Annotated in this window: 18 protein-coding genes; 15 read left to right on the top strand and 3 right to left on the bottom strand. The window is 75.3% G+C overall.

Features of this window, described 5'->3' with window-relative positions; translation table 11 throughout:
* Nucleotides 1–41: 41 nt before the first annotated feature.
* Genes ribD through BLU55_RS05955 form a run of 8 tightly spaced genes read left to right on the top strand, consistent with a single transcriptional unit; the run spans nucleotide 42 to nucleotide 6,090 of the window.
* Nucleotides 42–1,097 carry a bifunctional diaminohydroxyphosphoribosylaminopyrimidine deaminase/5-amino-6-(5-phosphoribosylamino)uracil reductase RibD gene (gene ribD / locus BLU55_RS05990; protein WP_231917067.1) on the top strand — a complete coding sequence of 352 codons (1,056 nt, stop codon included), beginning with the start codon at nucleotides 42–44 and terminating at the stop codon, nucleotides 1,095–1,097.
* Nucleotides 1,098–1,694 carry a riboflavin synthase gene (locus BLU55_RS05985; protein ID WP_091727218.1) on the top strand — a complete coding sequence of 199 codons (597 nt, stop codon included), beginning with the start codon at nucleotides 1,098–1,100 and terminating at the stop codon, nucleotides 1,692–1,694.
* Complete coding sequence (locus BLU55_RS05980; RefSeq protein WP_091727215.1) at nucleotides 1,691–2,965, top strand: bifunctional 3,4-dihydroxy-2-butanone-4-phosphate synthase/GTP cyclohydrolase II; 1,275 nt, start codon at nucleotides 1,691–1,693, stop codon at nucleotides 2,963–2,965. Before BLU55_RS05985 ends, BLU55_RS05980 begins: the two co-directional genes overlap by 4 nt.
* On the top strand, nucleotides 2,962–3,450 hold the full coding sequence (gene ribH / locus BLU55_RS05975; RefSeq protein WP_091727209.1) for a 6,7-dimethyl-8-ribityllumazine synthase: 489 nt from the start codon (nucleotides 2,962–2,964) through the stop codon (nucleotides 3,448–3,450). The genes BLU55_RS05980 and ribH overlap by 4 nt, the downstream gene beginning before the upstream one ends.
* A 36-nt stretch (nucleotides 3,451–3,486) precedes the next feature.
* Complete coding sequence (locus BLU55_RS05970) at nucleotides 3,487–3,750, top strand: phosphoribosyl-ATP diphosphatase (protein WP_091727206.1); 264 nt, start codon at nucleotides 3,487–3,489, stop codon at nucleotides 3,748–3,750.
* A gap of 29 nt (nucleotides 3,751–3,779) precedes the next feature.
* A complete protein-coding gene (hisG, locus tag BLU55_RS05965; RefSeq protein WP_091733501.1) occupies nucleotides 3,780–4,631 on the top strand; it encodes an ATP phosphoribosyltransferase in 852 nt (283 codons plus the stop codon).
* Nucleotides 4,615–5,085 (top strand): PH domain-containing protein, encoded by a 471-nt coding sequence (locus BLU55_RS05960; RefSeq protein ID WP_091727203.1) that lies wholly within the window; start codon nucleotides 4,615–4,617, stop codon nucleotides 5,083–5,085. The genes hisG and BLU55_RS05960 overlap by 17 nt, the downstream gene beginning before the upstream one ends.
* A gap of 9 nt (nucleotides 5,086–5,094) precedes the next feature.
* Nucleotides 5,095–6,090, top strand: coding sequence for a GNAT family N-acetyltransferase (locus tag BLU55_RS05955; RefSeq protein ID WP_091727200.1), 996 nt, complete (start codon nucleotides 5,095–5,097; stop codon nucleotides 6,088–6,090).
* Between the two features lie 285 nt (nucleotides 6,091–6,375).
* Here BLU55_RS05955 and BLU55_RS05950 read toward each other — a convergent pair whose 3' ends face one another.
* The 3 genes from BLU55_RS05950 to BLU55_RS05940 are packed head-to-tail and all read right to left on the bottom strand — an operon-like array spanning nucleotide 6,376 to nucleotide 8,782.
* Nucleotides 6,376–6,951, bottom strand: a complete 576-nt coding sequence (locus BLU55_RS05950; protein WP_231917066.1) for a nucleoside/nucleotide kinase family protein — start codon at nucleotides 6,949–6,951, stop codon at nucleotides 6,376–6,378.
* Nucleotides 6,948–8,192: an alanine racemase gene (locus BLU55_RS05945; RefSeq protein ID WP_231917065.1), complete on the bottom strand. Its 1,245-nt coding sequence runs from the start codon at nucleotides 8,190–8,192 to the stop codon at nucleotides 6,948–6,950. Before BLU55_RS05945 ends, BLU55_RS05950 begins: the two co-directional genes overlap by 4 nt.
* 2 nt (nucleotides 8,193–8,194) lie before the next feature.
* Complete coding sequence (locus BLU55_RS05940) at nucleotides 8,195–8,782, bottom strand: hypothetical protein (RefSeq protein ID WP_197681114.1); 588 nt, start codon at nucleotides 8,780–8,782, stop codon at nucleotides 8,195–8,197.
* Between the two features lie 47 nt (nucleotides 8,783–8,829).
* Here BLU55_RS05940 and BLU55_RS05935 point away from each other — a divergent pair, with 47 nt between their 5' ends.
* From BLU55_RS05935 to BLU55_RS05905, 7 genes are all read left to right on the top strand, one after another.
* Complete coding sequence (locus tag BLU55_RS05935) at nucleotides 8,830–9,333, top strand: SseB family protein (RefSeq protein WP_231917064.1); 504 nt, start codon at nucleotides 8,830–8,832, stop codon at nucleotides 9,331–9,333.
* Nucleotides 9,334–9,570: 237 nt separating this feature from the next.
* Nucleotides 9,571–10,305, top strand: coding sequence for a translation initiation factor IF-3 (gene infC / locus BLU55_RS05930; protein ID WP_091727194.1), 735 nt, complete (start codon nucleotides 9,571–9,573; stop codon nucleotides 10,303–10,305).
* A 67-nt stretch (nucleotides 10,306–10,372) separates the two neighbouring features.
* Nucleotides 10,373–10,567, top strand: coding sequence for a 50S ribosomal protein L35 (rpmI, locus tag BLU55_RS05925; RefSeq protein ID WP_091727191.1), 195 nt, complete (start codon nucleotides 10,373–10,375; stop codon nucleotides 10,565–10,567).
* 58 nt (nucleotides 10,568–10,625) lie between these two features.
* Nucleotides 10,626–11,009, top strand: coding sequence for a 50S ribosomal protein L20 (gene rplT, locus BLU55_RS05920; RefSeq protein WP_091727189.1), 384 nt, complete (start codon nucleotides 10,626–10,628; stop codon nucleotides 11,007–11,009).
* Nucleotides 11,010–11,038: 29 nt separating this feature from the next.
* Nucleotides 11,039–11,863, top strand: a complete 825-nt coding sequence (locus tag BLU55_RS05915) for a TrmH family RNA methyltransferase (RefSeq protein WP_091727185.1) — start codon at nucleotides 11,039–11,041, stop codon at nucleotides 11,861–11,863.
* A gap of 104 nt (nucleotides 11,864–11,967) precedes the next feature.
* On the top strand, nucleotides 11,968–12,678 hold the full coding sequence (locus tag BLU55_RS05910) for a response regulator transcription factor (protein ID WP_091727182.1): 711 nt from the start codon (nucleotides 11,968–11,970) through the stop codon (nucleotides 12,676–12,678).
* Nucleotides 12,675–15,365, top strand: coding sequence for a DUF4153 domain-containing protein (locus tag BLU55_RS05905; RefSeq protein WP_091727180.1), 2,691 nt, complete (start codon nucleotides 12,675–12,677; stop codon nucleotides 15,363–15,365). The genes BLU55_RS05910 and BLU55_RS05905 overlap by 4 nt, the downstream gene beginning before the upstream one ends.
* Nucleotides 15,366–15,381 lie beyond the last annotated feature (16 nt).

Here is a 15,381-nt window from a genome sequence, read left to right as displayed (position 1 = left end):
CCCCTCCAGGTCGTGAGCGCCACCGACCGGAGCGAGGACCCATGGACAGCAGTGCCGCCGAGCAGCGCGCGATGCGTCGCGCCCTCGAGCTGGCGCGCACCCCGGGCGTCCCGCTCGGGCCCAACCCCCGGGTCGGGTGCGTGCTGCTCGACGACGACGGCCGCACCGTCGCCGAGGGCTACCACCGCGGCGCCGGCACCCCTCATGCCGAGGCGGCCGCGCTCGCCGAGGCAGGGGAGCTGGCCCGCGGCACCACGGCCGTGGTCACCCTCGAGCCGTGCCACCACACCGGTCGCACGGGCCCGTGCACCGAGGCGCTCGTCGGGGCCGGCGTGCGCCGCGTGGTGTTCGCCCAGCCCGACCCCAACCCGGTCGCCGCGGGTGGCGAGCGAGCGCTGCGCGAGGCCGGCCTCGAGGTGTCCTCCGGCCTCCTGGAGCGCGAGTCCCGGGCGCTCAACCGGGCCTGGACCTTTGCCCTGGAGCACGGCCGGCCCTTCGTGACCTGGAAGCTCGCCACCACCCTCGACGGCCGCAGCGCCGCCGCCGACGGCACCAGCCGCTGGATCTCCTCGCGGCCGGCGCGGCGCGACACCCACCGGCTGCGCGCCGAGTGCGACGTGGTCCTCGCCGGCACCGGCACGGTCGCCGTCGACGACCCGGCGCTGACGGTGCGCGACGTCGAGGACCAGCCCCTGCCGCACCAGCCGCTGCGCGCGGTGATGGGGCTGCGCGACCTCGCCCCCGACCGGCGGGTCCTCGACGACCAGGCCGAGACGGTGCTGCTCGCGACCCACGACCCGGCCGAGGCGCTGGCCCGGCTCCACGACCTCGGCCGCCGCCACGTGTTCCTCGAGGGCGGGCCGACGCTGGCCGCCGCCTTCGTCCGGGCGGGGCTGGTCGACGAGGTGGTGGCGTACGTCGCGCCGCTGCTGCTGGGCGCCGGGACCCCCGCCGTGGGCGACCTGGGCATCACCACGATCGCCTCGGCGTTGCACCTGCGCGTCACCGACGTCGCGGTCCTCGCGGACCCCGCCGACGAGACCAACGTGCGCCTGACCCTGGCGCCGACCCACGACCCGCACGAGGAGAGGGACTAGATGTTCACCGGCATCGTCGAGGAGCTCGGCTCCGTCGTCGCCCTGGAGGACCAGGGGGACGCCGTGCGCCTGACCGTCCGCGGCCCCGTCGTCACCGCCGACGCCCGCCTGGGCGACTCCATCTCGGTCAACGGCTGCTGCCTGACGGTGGCCACCACCGGACCCGACGGCGAGCCCACCTTCACAGCCGACGTGATGCGCGAGACCCTCGACAAGACCTCGCTGGGGGCGCTCGCGCCCGGCGCGGCGGTCAACCTGGAGCGCGCCGTCACCCCCACCACGCGGCTGGGCGGCCACATCGTCCAGGGCCACGTCGACGGCACCGGCACGATCGTGTCCCGCACGCCCAGCGAGCACTGGGAGGTCGTCGAGGTCTCGCTGCCGGCGGGCCTGGAGCGCTACCTGGTGGCCAAGGGCTCGATCACCGTGGACGGCATCTCGCTCACGGTCGTCGACGTCGGTGCGGAGTCCTTCACCGTGAGCCTGATCCCCGAGACCCTGGCGCGCACCACCCTGGGTGCGCGTCGACCCGGCGAGACCGTCAACCTCGAGGTGGACGTGATCGCGAAGTACGTCGAGAAGATGGTGGCGAAGTGAGCGAGAAGATCCGGCTCGACAGCGTCGAGGACGCGGTCGCGGACATCGCGGCCGGCAAGGCCGTGGTCGTGGTCGACGACGAGGACCGCGAGAACGAGGGCGACCTGATCTTCGCGGCGTCCAGGGCGACCCCCGAGCTGATGGCCTTCACCATCCGGCACTCCAGCGGCGTGATCTGCGTGCCGATGCCCGCCGACATGCTCGACCGGCTCGAGATCCCGCTGATGACGCCGCACAACAAGGACAAGCTGCGCACGGCGTACACCATCAGCGTGGACGCGCGCGACGGCGTCTCGACCGGCATCTCGGCCGCCGACCGCGCCCACACCGCGCGGGTGCTGGCCGACTCCGCGACCGAGTCGTGGGAGCTGACGCGCCCCGGCCACGTGTTCCCGCTGCGCTACCGCGAGGGGGGCGTGCTCAACCGGCGCGGCCACACCGAGGCGGCGGTCGACCTGGCCACCATGGCCGGCCTGACCCCGGCCGGCGTGCTGGTCGAGGTCGTCAACGACGACGGCACCATGAAGCGCGGCCCCGAGCTGCGGGCCTTCGCCGACGAGCACGGCCTCAAGATGATCTCGATCGACCAGATGGTCCACCACCGCCGTCGCACCGAGATGCACACCCAGCGGGTGGCCGAGACCGTGCTGCCGACCCGCCACGGCGCGTTCACCGCGGTCGGCTACCGGATCACCGTCGACGACAGCGAGCACGTCGCGCTGGTCTACGGCGACCCGGCCGAGCTGCGCACGGGCGAGCCGGTGCTGACCCGGGTGCACAGCGAGTGCCTGACCGGCGACGTGTTCGGCTCCGAGCGCTGCGACTGCGGCCCCCAGCTCGACGAGGCGATGGACCTGATCGTCGAGGAGGGGCGCGGGGTCGTGGTCTACCTGCGCGGCCACGAGGGGCGCGGCATCGGCCTGCTGGCCAAGCTGCAGGCCTACCAGCTCCAGGACGGCGGGCGCGACACCGTCGACGCCAACCTCGACCTCGGCCTGCCGGCCGACGCGCGCCACTACGGCGCGGCCACGCAGATCCTGCGCGACCTCGGCGTCACGCAGGTACGGCTGCTGACCAACAACCCCGACAAGACCTCCGGGCTGGAGTCGTACGGCGTGCACGTCGCCGAGCGGGTGGCCCTCACGCCCCACCCCAACGACCACAACCTGGCCTACCTGCTCACCAAGCGCGACCGGATGGGCCACCAGCTCGACGGCCTCGACCTCGACCGCCACCAGTCCCTCCAGCACGACGAAGGAGCCACCCGATGAGCGGCCACGGCAGCCCGACCGACGAGCCCGTCGACTCCCGCGACCTGCGCGTCGCGGTCGTCGCCAGCAGCTGGCACGACCAGGTGATGGGCGGCCTGGTCGCCGGCGCCGAGCGCGCGCTCGCGGCGTACGCCGTGGAGGACTGGACGCTGGTCCCGGTGCCCGGCTCGTTCGAGCTGCCGGTGGTCGCGATGGCGGCCGCCCGCGGCGGGTTCGACGTCGTCGTGGCGCTCGGGGTCGTGATCCGTGGCGGCACGCCCCACTTCGAGTACGTCTGCGGTGCCGCGACCGACGGCCTGTCCCGGGTGGCGCTCGACACCGGCGTCCCGGTCGGCTTCGGCCTGCTCACCTGCGACACCGAGCAGCAGGCGCTGGACCGCGCGGGCCTGGAGGGCAGCGCGGAGGACAAGGGCTACGAGGCCACGGCGGCCGCGCTGCACACCGCCCACACCCTGCGGGGCCTGGCGCCCCGGACCACCTCGTAGTCTGGTGGGCGGCACCCGACCGACCGATAGGCGACGATGAAGACGTTCGACGAGCTCTGGACCGAGCTCAGTGACAAGGCGGCGACCCGACCCGAGGGCTCCGGCACCGTGGCCGCCCTCGACGCAGGTGTGCACACCATCGGCAAGAAGCTGGTCGAGGAGGCCGCCGAGTCCTGGATGGCCGCCGAGCACGAGGGCCCCGAGCGCACGGCCGAGGAGATCAGCCAGCTGCTCTACCACGCGCAGGTGCTGATGCTGGCGAGCGGCCTGAGCCTCGACGACGTCTACGCCCACCTGTGAGCGCGCCCGTGACGACGACCACGACCGAGCTGCCCCCGCTGCGGATCGCGATCCCCAACAAGGGCTCGCTGTCGCAGTCGGCCACCGAGATGCTGCGCGAGGCCGGCTACCGCCAGCGCAGCGACAGCAAGCAGCTGACCGTGATGGACACCGACAACCACGTCGAGTTCTTCTACCTGCGCCCGCGCGACATCGCCCTCTACGTCGGCGAGGGCACCCTGGACGTCGGCATCACCGGGCGCGACCTGCTGCTCGACTCCGGCGCCAAGGCCGACGAGGTGCGCCAGCTCGGCTTCGGCCGCTCGCGGTTCCGCTTCGCCGCCCGCCCCGGCACCCTGTCCTCGCTCGACGACCTCGCCGGCAAGCGGATCGCGACCTCCTACGTCGGCGTCGTGCGCCGCCACCTCGAGGAGCGCGGGCTCGAGGCCTCGGTCATCCGCCTCGACGGAGCGGTCGAGACCAGCATCCAGCTCGGCGTGGCCGACGTCATCGCCGACGTCGTCGAGACCGGCAGCACCCTGCGCCAGGCGGGCCTGGAGATCGTCGGGGACACCATCCTGGAGTCCGAGGCGGTGCTCGTCACCCAGGCGGGGGCGTCCGAGCCCGCGGGCTTCGAGGTCTTCAAGCGGCGCCTCGACGGCGTCCTGGTGGCTCGCAGCTACGTGATGATGGACTACGACATCGACCGCGAGCACCTCTCCGACGCGGTCGCCCTGACACCCGGTCTCGAGGGCCCGACGATCTCGCCGCTGCACCGCGAGGACTGGGTCGCGGTCCGGGCCATGGTGCCGCGCGACGGCTCCCAGCGACTGATGGACCAGCTCTGGGCGATCGGCGCCAGGGCGATCCTGCTGACCGACATCCATGCCTGCCGCCTCTGAGGCCGCCGGCACCTCGCCGGAGCTGCCGCGCACCTGGCGCCCCCTGGGCGCCCGGATCGCGGTCTACGTCTTCGGCGGCATGCTCGTGGCGATGCTCGTCGCGGTCTGGTTCGCCCTCGGCGCCGAGGTCCGGGCCAGCTTCACGATCTTCCAGCGGCTGACCCTCGTGGTGCTGGGCGTGATGCTGTTCGCCTGCTACCACGCGCTGGTGCGCTCGCGCGTGGTCGCCACCGAGGCCGGCCTGGTGGTCGTCAACGGCTACCGCACCCACCGCTACGAGTGGTCCCAGGTGATCGCCGTGCAGCTCGGCCGCGGCGCCCCGTGGGGCACCCTCGACCTGTCCGACGGCGAGACGGTCTCGATGATCGCGATCCAGGGCAGCGACGGCGACCGGGCCCGGCGCGCGGTGCGCGAGCTCCGGGTGCTGGTCGCGGCCCACACGCCCGCTGCCTAGGGTCGGGGGATGACCTCCCGACCCCCCGGCTCCCCGCTCGGCCTGCGGCTGCGCCCGATGACCCCGGCCGACGGGGTGGTCGTCACCGACCTGTTCACCGCGCTCGAGGCGGCCGACCGGACCGAGGAGCGCTACGTCCTGGCCGACGTCCTCGAGGAGCTCGACAACCCGATGACCGGGCCCGAGGACTGGGTGCTGGCCGAGGTCGACGGCGAGGTCGTGGCCACCTCGCGGCTGCTGCCGCGGGCCCCCGAGGCCGACTCGCTGGCCGTCGGCATCGACGGCGGCGTCCACCCCGACCACCGCCGGCGGGGGATCGGCCAGGTGCTGCTGGGCCACATGGTCGAGCGCGCGCGGGCGCACGTCGCCGAGCGCGGCAGCGACCTGCGCCCCGTCGTGACGGCCGCGGCGCCGTCCGACCAGCCCGGCGTCCCCGAGCTGTACGCCGCCCACGGGCTGCACCCGCACCGCTGGACCTTCGTGATGGCGGCCGACCTCGCCACCCCTCCCCAGGACGTCGCCCTGCCCGAGGGGTACGCCCTGTCGACCTGGGAGGACGTGGACCACGAGGAGCTCCGCGCCGCCCACAACGTCGCCTTCGTCGGCCACCCCGGCTGGTCGCCGTGGAGCCAGGAGATGTGGCGCCAGTGGATCAGCGAGAGCCGCAGCTTCCGACCGGCGCTGAGCCTGCTCCTCCGCGCCCCGGACGGCGGCATCGCGGCGTACGTCCAGGCCAACGAGTACGACGCCGTCGCCGAGCAGACCGACCGCCGCGAGACCTACCTCGTCAAGGTCGGCACCCTGCCCGACCACCGCCGCCGCGGGCTGGCCGACGTGCTGCTGCGCCGGGCGCTGCGCCTGCACGCCGCCGCCGGGTGCGAGCGCAGCGGCCTCGACGTCGACTCGGAGAACCCCTCGGGCGCCCTCGCGGTCTACGAGCGGGTGGGGTTCAGCGTCACCCGCCGCTGGACCGACTACCTCCTCCAGGACCCCGCCCACCCGTGACCCCTGCCCCTGGGAAGGCCGATCGGATCGGTCCCTGAGGAAGGACGGAGTCCTGTCTCGAAGGGCCGCCCGGCCGCTCCGGTCCCAGCCGCGGATCTCCCGCACCGGGTGAGGAGGATCCGCGGACGGGGTGGTCCGGCCCTTCGAGACGGTCGCCAGGGCGACCTCCTCGGGGACCGAGGCCGATGGGACGGTCGCCGGAGCGACCTCCTCGGGGACCGAGGCCGACGCGACGGTCGCCGGGGCGACCTCCTCGTGGACCGGGGTCGACGCGTCGGCCGTCCCTCAGGGCTGCACGGTGCCGTCCCGGCCGTCGACGCGCAGCTGGGCGCGCTCCCGGGTCTGCTCCCGGTCGAAGAGGTCCTGCTCGTCGCGCGCCCACCGCTCCCAGTGGGGGGCGAAGGCCTCGCCGTCGCGCTCGAGGCCGCGTCGCATCCGCAGGTCGTGGGGGGCCTCCACCCACACCAGCAGGGTGGTGAGGTCGGCGCACCGGGCCGCGCCCGAGCCCACCCCCTCGACCACGAGCAGCGGGGCCGGGTCGACCACCACCGTCTCGGCCCAGGCGTCGGCCAGCCAGTCCCAGCGGCGGTAGCGGCCGGGTCGGCCGGAGGCCAGCGGCCGGAGCAGCTCCTCGAGCCGCTCCGCGAGGCCGGCCAGCCCCGACCAGCCCTGGAGCAGGTCGTCGGTGTGGACCTCGACGGCTCCCGGGACGGCAGCGGCGACCCGCCCGGCGAGCGTCGTCTTGCCCGACCCCGCCGGCCCGTCGACGCAGAGCAGCCGACCGGTCCCCAGCGTGGGGGCGGCGGCGGCCAGCGCATCGAGCACCGCCGGCAGCGCCTCGCGCCCGGGCGGGGCGCTCACCACACCAGCCCCAGCCCGCGGTACGTCGGCACCGTGTCGACCACCGCGTTGCCGCGCACCAGGTGGACCACGTCGGCGTGCTCCATCAGCTCGCCGGCCTTGGCGTGGCGCCACCACACCAGGTCGCCGATGGCGAGGCCGTCGGCCGCCGGGCCGGTCAGCGGCGTCTGCACCTCGCCCGCGCCCTCGAGGGCGGTCAGCCGCAGCCCCTCGGGGGCCCAGGGGAGCGGGCTGCGGTCGCGGCCGGTGGCCCCGCTGGCGACGAAGCCGCCACCGGCCACCGTGACCACCCCGGGACCGGGTCGCCGCACCACCGGCACCCCGAGGTACGCCGCGGGCCGGGCCACGAAGCTGCGGTAGTGGTCGAACAGCCCCGGCACCAGCAGCCCCGACCCGGCCGCCACCTCGGTGACCACCGGGTCGGCCGCCGCCTCGGCCACGTCGCCCGAGCCGCCGGCGTTCCAGAGCCGGGGCCCGCCGTCCCCGGGCAGCGCGGCGACCGCCTCGGCGACCGCCGCCCGCCGGGTCCGCAGCTGGGCCAGGGAGGCCGTCTTGAGACGTCGCACGACGGCCGAGCGCAGGCGCTGCCCGGGCACCTGGTCGGGCACGCCGGCGACCTGGCCCTCGTAGGTCATCACCCCGCGCAGCCGCAGCCCCCGGGCGAGGGCGTCGCGCCCGAGGGCCGCCACCTCGTCGGGCTCGCGCAGCGGTGAGCGGCGCGGTCCGACGTGCCACCGCGCGCCCAGTGCCGGGCCACCGCGCTCGGGGCGCCAGCCGGCGTCGACGTCCAGGACGACCTGGAGCGTGGTGCTGTCGCCGGCCCCGGCCGTGGCGTCGAGCAGATCGAGGTGGGCCGGGTCGTCGACCACCAGCGCGACCGCCGACCGGGCCCGGGGGTCGGCCGCCCACCGGGCCAGCGCGCCGCGGTCCACCGTCGGGTAGGCGACCAGCACGTCGTCGGCCACCCCCTGCGCGACGAGCCACAGCGCCTCGCGCAGCGTGTAGGCCATCACGCCGTGGAAGCCCGGTCGCGCCAGGGCACGGGCGAGCAGCGCCGGCACCCGCAGGCTCTTGGAGGCGACCCGCACCGGGGTGCCCCCGGCCCGCCGCAGCAGGTCGTCGGCGTTGGCGTCGAAGGCGTCGAGGTCGACCACGACGACGGGCGTGCGCAGGTCGGGCAGGCCCCTGACGGCGCGTCCGAGCCGGTCGGCGAGGGCGCGTCGCGACTCCGGCGCGGGCACGCTCAGATGCCGTGCCGCTTGAGGATGGCCTCGATGTCGTCCATGTCCTCGAGGTCCGACTCGTGGCGCGTGCCGGAGGCCTTGCCGGTCGGCTTCGCGGCGCCCCTCGCGGTCGACCCGCCGGCTCGTCCGGCGGGCTGCGGCGCGGCGGTCGCGGCCGGGCGCGCCGCGCCTGCTGCGGGGGCGCCGGCGGTGCCGACCGCCTCGGGGGCGTGGGCCTCGACCCGGCGGCCGCGGCGCACGGCCCGGGTGGCAGCGCGGCCGCGGACCCCGACGCCGCGCTCGCGCATCGCGCCGGAGACGAACCACAGGACGACCGCGACGCCGAGCACCACGATCCCGGCCCAGACGCTGGGCGAGAACACCAGCCGCGAGGCCCACCGGGCGACGTCGTCGACGACCTCGACGGCCAGGCGCAGGGTGCCGGTCAGCCACGCGGCGACGGGGACCAGGGTCCAGGCGAGGCCGCGCAGCCCCGCGGCCGCACCACGCCGGCGCCAGGCCAGCCACGACAGCGCGGCGCCCAGGATCGTCAGGACCAGCGCGAGCGCGGCCCAGGTGGTCGAGTCGAGGGTCCCGGCTGCGTCCATGGGCCCAGCCTACGAGCCGCTCGGGGCGGGTTGAGAGGATCGCGGGCGTGCGAGAGATCCCCGATCCCGGTTTCGCGGGCGACGACGGCGCCACCGACCCCGAGGTGACCGCGGCCCTGGCGGCGTACGACGCGGCGCCGCACGAGCGCGACCGCGCCCTCGGCGTGGTCGCCGCCCTCCAGGACTCGCGCGTCCTGGTGCCGGTCGTCGCCGTCCTCGGCGAGGTCGAGGTCGACGAGCAGGGCCTGGCCCACGACAAGAGCAGCGACATGGCCGCGGTGCTGATGCGCGGCCGCGACGGCCGCACCGCGCTGCTGGCCTTCACCGGCACCGGGCCGCTGCAGGGCTGGGACCCCCAGGCCCGACCGGTGCCGGTCACGCTGGCCGACGCGGCGCGCTCCGCCGTCCAGGACGGCGCCCAGGCGCTGCTGGTCGACGTCGCCGGCCCGGTGCTGTACGTCGTGGAGGCCGACGACCTCGCCCGGCTCGCCACGGGGGAGCGGCTGCTCCGGCTGGCCGACGGCGGGTGGGGCTGGGCCGGCACCGCCTGATGTGCAATCTCCGGGCCTGCCTAGTAGAGTGACGCCCGACCGATCGCACCTGCCTGCACGGAGGAGCGGTCCGACAAGTGGAGGCCTCCTCCCACCCGCACCGACCGAGCACCATCCAGCACCACCAGGTCGTCGGGTCCGGTCACGATGAGCAGTCGTCGCACGTCGACGACCGTCCGATCGTCTCCTGGGGCTTCCGCGTGTCACGCGGGAGCCTCGCGGCGTCTCCGGGCAGAAATGCCCGTCGCGCGACGTTCTCCCCAGGTCACCCACCAGACCGACCCAGGAGGACCCATCAGCACCGAGCTCCGCATCAACGACCGGATCCGCGTACCCGAGGTCCGGCTCGTTGGACCCAACGGCGAGACCGTGGGCATCGTCTCCACCGGCGACGCCCTGCGTCTGGCCCAGGAGGCCGATCTCGACCTCGTCGAGATCGCGCCCATGGGCCGACCCCCGGTCTGCAAGCTCATGGACTACGGCAAGTTCAAGTACGAGAACGCGCAGAAGGCCCGCGAGGCCCGCCGTAACCAGACCAACACGGTCATCAAGGAGATGAAGCTCCGGCCGAAGATCGACTCGCACGACTACGAGACCAAGAAGGGTCACGTCGTGCGGTTCCTCCGCCAGGGCGACAAGGTCAAGATCACGATCATGTTCCGCGGTCGTGAGCAGCACCGCCCCGAGCTCGGGTTCCGGCTGCTGCAGAAGCTGGCCGAGGACGTCACGGAGCTGGGCTTCGTCGAGTCCTCGCCCAAGCAGGACGGCCGCAACATGACCATGGTGATCGGCCCCCACAAGAAGAAGTCCGAGGCCAAGGCCGAGGTGAAGGCCGAGAAGGTCGAGCGCGCCGCTGCTCGCGAGGCCGAGCGCGCCGAGGAGCACGCCGAGCGGCGTGCCGCCAGCACCGCGCCCGCTGCCAAGAAGGAGCGCGGCCGCTCCGAGAACCTCGACCCCGAGATCGAGGCCTGACCACCGCACCACCGAAGCGGGACCGCGTGCCCCTGCACGCCCCGCCGTCAGCAGAGAAGGAAGAGACATGCCGAAGAACAAGACGCACTCCGGTGCCTCCAAGCGCTTCCGCGTCACCGGTTCGGGCAAGCTCCGCCGGGAGAAGGCCGGGACGCGCCACAACCTCGAGAAGAAGGCCTCCAAGGTGACCCGTCGCCTCGCCGGCACGACCGAGGTCTCCAAGGCCGACACCAAGAAGGCCAAGAAGCTGCTGGGTCTCTGACCCTCGCCCCACGCGCCGTCCCCTCGGCGCACCACGATCCATCGAAGGAGCAACACACATGGCACGCGTCAAGCGGGCAGTCAACGCCCAGAAGAAGCGTCGGGTCACTCTCGAGCGCGCCTCCGGCTACCGGGGCCAGCGCTCGCGCCTCTACCGCAAGGCGAAGGAGCAGGTCACCCACTCCCTGGTCTACAGCTACAACGACCGCCGCAAGAAGAAGGGCGACTTCCGCAAGCTGTGGATCCAGCGGATCAACGCCGCGGCGCGCGCCAATGGCATGACCTACAACCGCTTCATCCAGGGCCTCAAGGCTGCTGACGTCGAGGTCGACCGCAAGATCCTGGCTGACCTGGCCGTCAACGACGCCCCCGCCTTCGTGGCGCTCGTCGAGGTCGCCAAGGCCGCCCTGCCCGAGGACGTCAACGCCCCCGTCTCGGCCTGACGACCTCCCGCACCACCGCACCTCCCGACGTGGCGAGCTTCCGGCCCGAGCGACCGCTCTCCAAGAGCAGCGGTCGCGTCAAGGCGGCCCGGAAGCTCGCCCGTCGTGCGTCCCGGCTCGAGCACGGCCTGTTCCTCGCCGAGGGCGTCAAGGCCCTCACCGAGGCCCTGGCCGTCACCGAGCCCGGCGCCACCGGCGTCGTCGAGGTCTTCGCGACCGAGGCGGCCGGTGACCAGCACGCCGCGCTGAGGAGCGCGGTGGAGCAGGCCGGCTGCGACTGGTGGGACGCCGACGACGACGCCGTCGCCTCCCTGTCAGGCTCGGTCAGCCCCCAGGGCGTGGTCGCCGTGTGCCGCTCGCTCCACGTCGGGCTCGACCTGGCCCTCGCGGGCGAGGGCACCGTGGCGATCTGTGCCGACGTCCGCGACCCCGGCAACGCCGGCACCGTGATCCGCACCGCCGACGCCTCGGGTGCGGTCGGCGTCGTGCTCGCCGGCCACAGCGTCGACCCCTACAACGACAAGACCGTCCGCGCCACGGTCGGGAGCCTGTGGCACCTGCCGATCGCGCTCGAGCCCGACCCGGCCGAGGCCGTGCGCCGGGCCCGCGCCTCGGGCCGCCCCGTGCTGGCCGCCGACGGCGCCGGCGAGACCGACCTCTTCGACGCCGAGGACGCCGGCCTGCTGGACCAGCCGGTGGCGTGGCTGTTCGGCAACGAGGCGTGGGGCCTGCCCGAGGAGCTGGCCGCCCTGGCCGACCACCGGGTCTCGATCCCCGTGCTCGGGCGCGCCGAGAGCCTCAACCTGTCGACCGCCGCCGCGGTCTGCCTCTACGCCTCGGCCCGCCGCTCCTAGGCCGGCCGGCCCGCGGCCCCCCGCCCGGTGCGGCGCCCGGACCTGCACGAGACCTTCACACCGCGCGCACCCCTCCCGGCGCCACGCGCTCCTACGCTCGGCGCATGCAGACACCCCGGGCCACGGTGCTCGTCGTCGAGGACGAGCCGCTCATCAACGAGGCCGTCGGGGACCGGCTGCGCGCCGAGGGCCACGCGGTCGTCTCGGCGTACGACGGGCCGGGCGCGGTCGCGGCCCACGCCGAGCACCGCCCCGACCTCGTGGTGCTCGACGTGATGCTGCCCGGCTTCGACGGGCTGGAGGTCTGCCGCCGGATCCAGGCGGCCCGCCCGGTGCCGGTGCTGATGCTGACCGCCCGCGACGACGAGGCCGACGTCCTCACCGGCTTGGGGGTCGGGGCCGACGACTACCTGACCAAGCCGTTCGGGATGCGCGAGCTCGTCGCCCGCGTCGCCGCCCTGCTGCGCCGCGTGGAGCGGGCAGCGGAGCTGGTGGCCGGGCGCGCGGGGGACGGCACGACCGCGGGGCCCCTTGAGGTCGGTGGGCTGCGGCTCGACCTGGCCGCGCACCGGGTGTGGGCGGGGGAGCGGGAGGTCCACCTCACGCCCACCGAGTTCGACCTCGCGGTCGCGCTCGCGGAGCGCCCGGGCGAGGTGCTGCGCCGCGACCGGCTGCTGGCGCAGGTGTGGGGCTGGGACGGCGGCGAGGGCGCCACCCGCACCGTCGACAGCCACGTGCGCTCGCTGCGGGCGAAGATCGGGGCCGAGCGGGTGCGGACCGTGCACGGCGTCGGCTACGCCCTGGAGCCCCGGTGAGGGCGCCGCTGGCTCCGCTGACCTCGATCAAGCTCAAGCTGGGACTGCTGGTCGGCTCGAGCGTGCTGGTGGCCGCGTCGCTGGCCACCCTCGGCGCCGGGAGCGTGCCGGCGTGGCTCTCGATCCCGGTCACCGTGCTGCTCGCGCTCGCGCTGACCCAGCTGCTGGCCAGCGGGATGACCTCTCCGCTGCGGCAGATGACCGAGGCGACCGCCCGGATGGCGGCCGGCGACTACGGCGTCCGGGTCCGCTCCACCAGCCTCGACGAGGTCGGACGGCTGGCGCGGGCCTTCGACACCATGGCCGGTGACCTCGAGGGGGTCGACCGGCAGAGGCGCGAGCTGGTGGCCAGCGTCTCCCACGAGCTGCGCACGCCGCTGACCGCGCTGGTGGCGGTGCTGGAGAACCTCGACGACGGCGTCACCGCCCCGGACCCCGCGACCATCCGCACCGCGCTGGGCCAGGCCCAGCGGCTCGGCGACCTGGTCTCGGACCTGCTCGACCTGTCCCGCGTCGACGCCGGCGTGGCCCCGCTCGAGCGGGTCGACCTGCCGCTCGCCGCCGTCGTGGAGGCCGCGGTCGCCGAGGCCGGGACGGCCGCCCGGGCCGCCTCGCGGTCGGTCGTCGTCGACGTGCGCGTCGCGCCCGGCCTCACGGCCTACGCCGACCCGCGGCGCCTGCACCAGCTGCTCGCCAACCTGCTCGACAACGCCACCCGCCACTCCCCGCGCGACGGGACCGTGGTCGTCGAGGCGACCGGTGGCGAGGCCGGCGGAATCGTCCTCGAGGTCTCCGACCAGGGACCCGGGATCCCCGCCGCCGACCGCCAGCGCGTCTTCGAGCGCTTCGGCACCGCTGCTGCGTCCACCGGGGCACCCGGCGGGACCGGCGGCACCGGCGGCACCGGTCTGGGCCTGGCCATCGCGCGCTGGGTGACCGACCTCCACGGCGGCCGGATCGAGGTGGCCGATGCCGCCGACAGGCCCGACGGACCGGGCGGGCCGGGTGGGCCGGGTGGGCCGGGCGGGGGAGCGCTGCTCCGCGTGGAGCTGCCGGGCGCCGTCCATCCCCGTCCCGCCACCCCGTCCGCCGACCCCTCCTCCGCCCCGTCCCACGCCCGCCCCGTCGCCGACAGGAGTCCCGCCATGACGACCCCCACCCCGCCCGTCACCCTCCCGGTCGGACTGCCCACCCGGGTGCCGTCCTCGCTCACGGACGACCTGTTCGGCAGCCTGTGGCGCGACCGCGCCCTCCCGGGCCGTCCCGGGGTGGTGCTGGCGACGGCCGGCGTCGGCCTGCTGGCCGCGGCCCTGGTGCCCTTCGCCCCGGTCGGCATCGGCGCCACGCTGGTGCTGCTGGCCGCGGGGCTGCTCGTGCTGCGGCTCGCCCCGCCGCGTCGCGACGGGTTCCGGTGGGCCTGCGCGCTGCTGTGCACGGGCTTCGCGCTCGTGGTGACGCTGCGCGCCGCCGTGTGGGTGGGCACCCTGGGGCTGCTGGCCGCGGCCGTGCTCGTCACCGCCGCGCTGGTCGACGCCCGCACCGCTCGCGGCGCGGCGCTCGGGGCCCTGGCCTGGCCGCTGGCCGGCCTGCGCGGGCTGCCGTGGCTGGGCCGCTCGGTCCGGGCCCTCGCCGGCGCCGGCCAGGGCCTCGCCCTGGCCCGGACGGCGGCCGTCTCGGTGGTCGCCGTGCTGGTCTTCGGGCTGCTGCTGGCCAGCGCCGACGCGGTGTTCGGCCGCTGGTTCGGCGCCCTGGTGCCCGAGGTGGGCCGGGGGCTGACGCTGCGGATCTTCACCGGGGTGGCGGTGGCCGGGATCGTGCTCGCCGCGGCGTACCTCGCGCTCAACCCGCCCACCGTCGAGCCGCACGGACCCCGCGCCCACCGGCCGGTCGCGCGCCGCTACGAGTGGCTCGCCCCGGTGTTGCTGGTCGACGCCGTGCTGACGGCGTTCCTGGTCGCGCAGGCGGCGGCCTTCTTCGGCGGCCACGACTTCGTGCAGCGCACCACCGGCCTGACGTACGCCGACTACGTCCACCAGGGGTTCGCCCAGCTGACGCTGGTCACCGCCCTGACGCTGCTCGTGGTGGCCGTCGTCGCCCGCAAGGCCCCCGTCGCGACCGCCTCCGACCGCGCCTGGCTGCGGGCCTCCACGGGGGCGCTGTGCCTGCTGACCCTGGTGGTGGTCGCCTCCGCGCTGGAGCGGATGGCGCTCTACACCGACGCCTACGGGCTGACCCGGCTGCGCCTGGTGGTGCTCGTGTTCGAGGTGTGGCTGGGCCTCGTGGTGCTCGGGGTGCTCGCCGCCGGGGTCCGGCTGCGTGGGGCCTGGCTGCCCCGCACCGCGCTGCTGGGCGGGTCGGCGCTGCTCCTGGCCCTGGCGCTGGCCAACCCCGACGCCGTCGTCGCCCGCACCAACCTCGAGCGCTGGGAGGCCACCGGCAAGGTCGACTGGGGCTACCTCGAGGGCCTCTCGCCCGACGCCACCCCGGCGCTCGTCGACGCCGGTCCGCAGGCGGTGGCCTGCGCGCTGCCGGGACCGCTCGACCGCCAGCAGGACGTGGCCGTGGGCGACGACCTCGACGACCCCGACGCCTGGTCCGGCTGGAACCTCGGCCGGGAGCGGGCCGCCCAGGCGCTGCTGCGGGCGCCCAGCGAGCAGGACGTGGAGCGCTGCGCCTCGCGTCGGTGACCGCCGAGGCGCACTA

It is taken from the genome of Nocardioides scoriae (assembly GCF_900104965.1).
Classification (GTDB): Bacteria; Actinomycetota; Actinomycetes; order Propionibacteriales; family Nocardioidaceae; genus Marmoricola; species Marmoricola scoriae.
The sequence above is the reverse complement of the archived record's forward strand: the minus strand, read 5'-3'. Positions and strand labels throughout refer to the sequence as shown.

Coding starts and splice junctions, on each gene's coding strand:
- rpmI (WP_091727191.1), top strand. CDS start 10,373: ATGCCGAAGAACAAGACGCACTCCGGTGCCTCCAAGCGCTTCCGCGTC.
- rplT (WP_091727189.1), top strand. CDS start 10,626: ATGGCACGCGTCAAGCGGGCAGTCAACGCCCAGAAGAAGCGTCGGGTC.
- BLU55_RS05910 (WP_091727182.1), top strand. CDS start 11,968: ATGCAGACACCCCGGGCCACGGTGCTCGTCGTCGAGGACGAGCCGCTC.
- infC (WP_091727194.1), top strand. CDS start 9,571: ATGCCCGTCGCGCGACGTTCTCCCCAGGTCACCCACCAGACCGACCCA.
- ribD (WP_231917067.1), top strand. CDS start 42: ATGGACAGCAGTGCCGCCGAGCAGCGCGCGATGCGTCGCGCCCTCGAG.
- BLU55_RS05960 (WP_091727203.1), top strand. CDS start 4,615: ATGCCTGCCGCCTCTGAGGCCGCCGGCACCTCGCCGGAGCTGCCGCGC.
- BLU55_RS05940 (WP_197681114.1), bottom strand. CDS start 8,782: ATGGACGCAGCCGGGACCCTCGACTCGACCACCTGGGCCGCGCTCGCG.
- BLU55_RS05970 (WP_091727206.1), top strand. CDS start 3,487: ATGAAGACGTTCGACGAGCTCTGGACCGAGCTCAGTGACAAGGCGGCG.
- BLU55_RS05955 (WP_091727200.1), top strand. CDS start 5,095: ATGACCTCCCGACCCCCCGGCTCCCCGCTCGGCCTGCGGCTGCGCCCG.
- ribH (WP_091727209.1), top strand. CDS start 2,962: ATGAGCGGCCACGGCAGCCCGACCGACGAGCCCGTCGACTCCCGCGAC.
- BLU55_RS05985 (WP_091727218.1), top strand. CDS start 1,098: ATGTTCACCGGCATCGTCGAGGAGCTCGGCTCCGTCGTCGCCCTGGAG.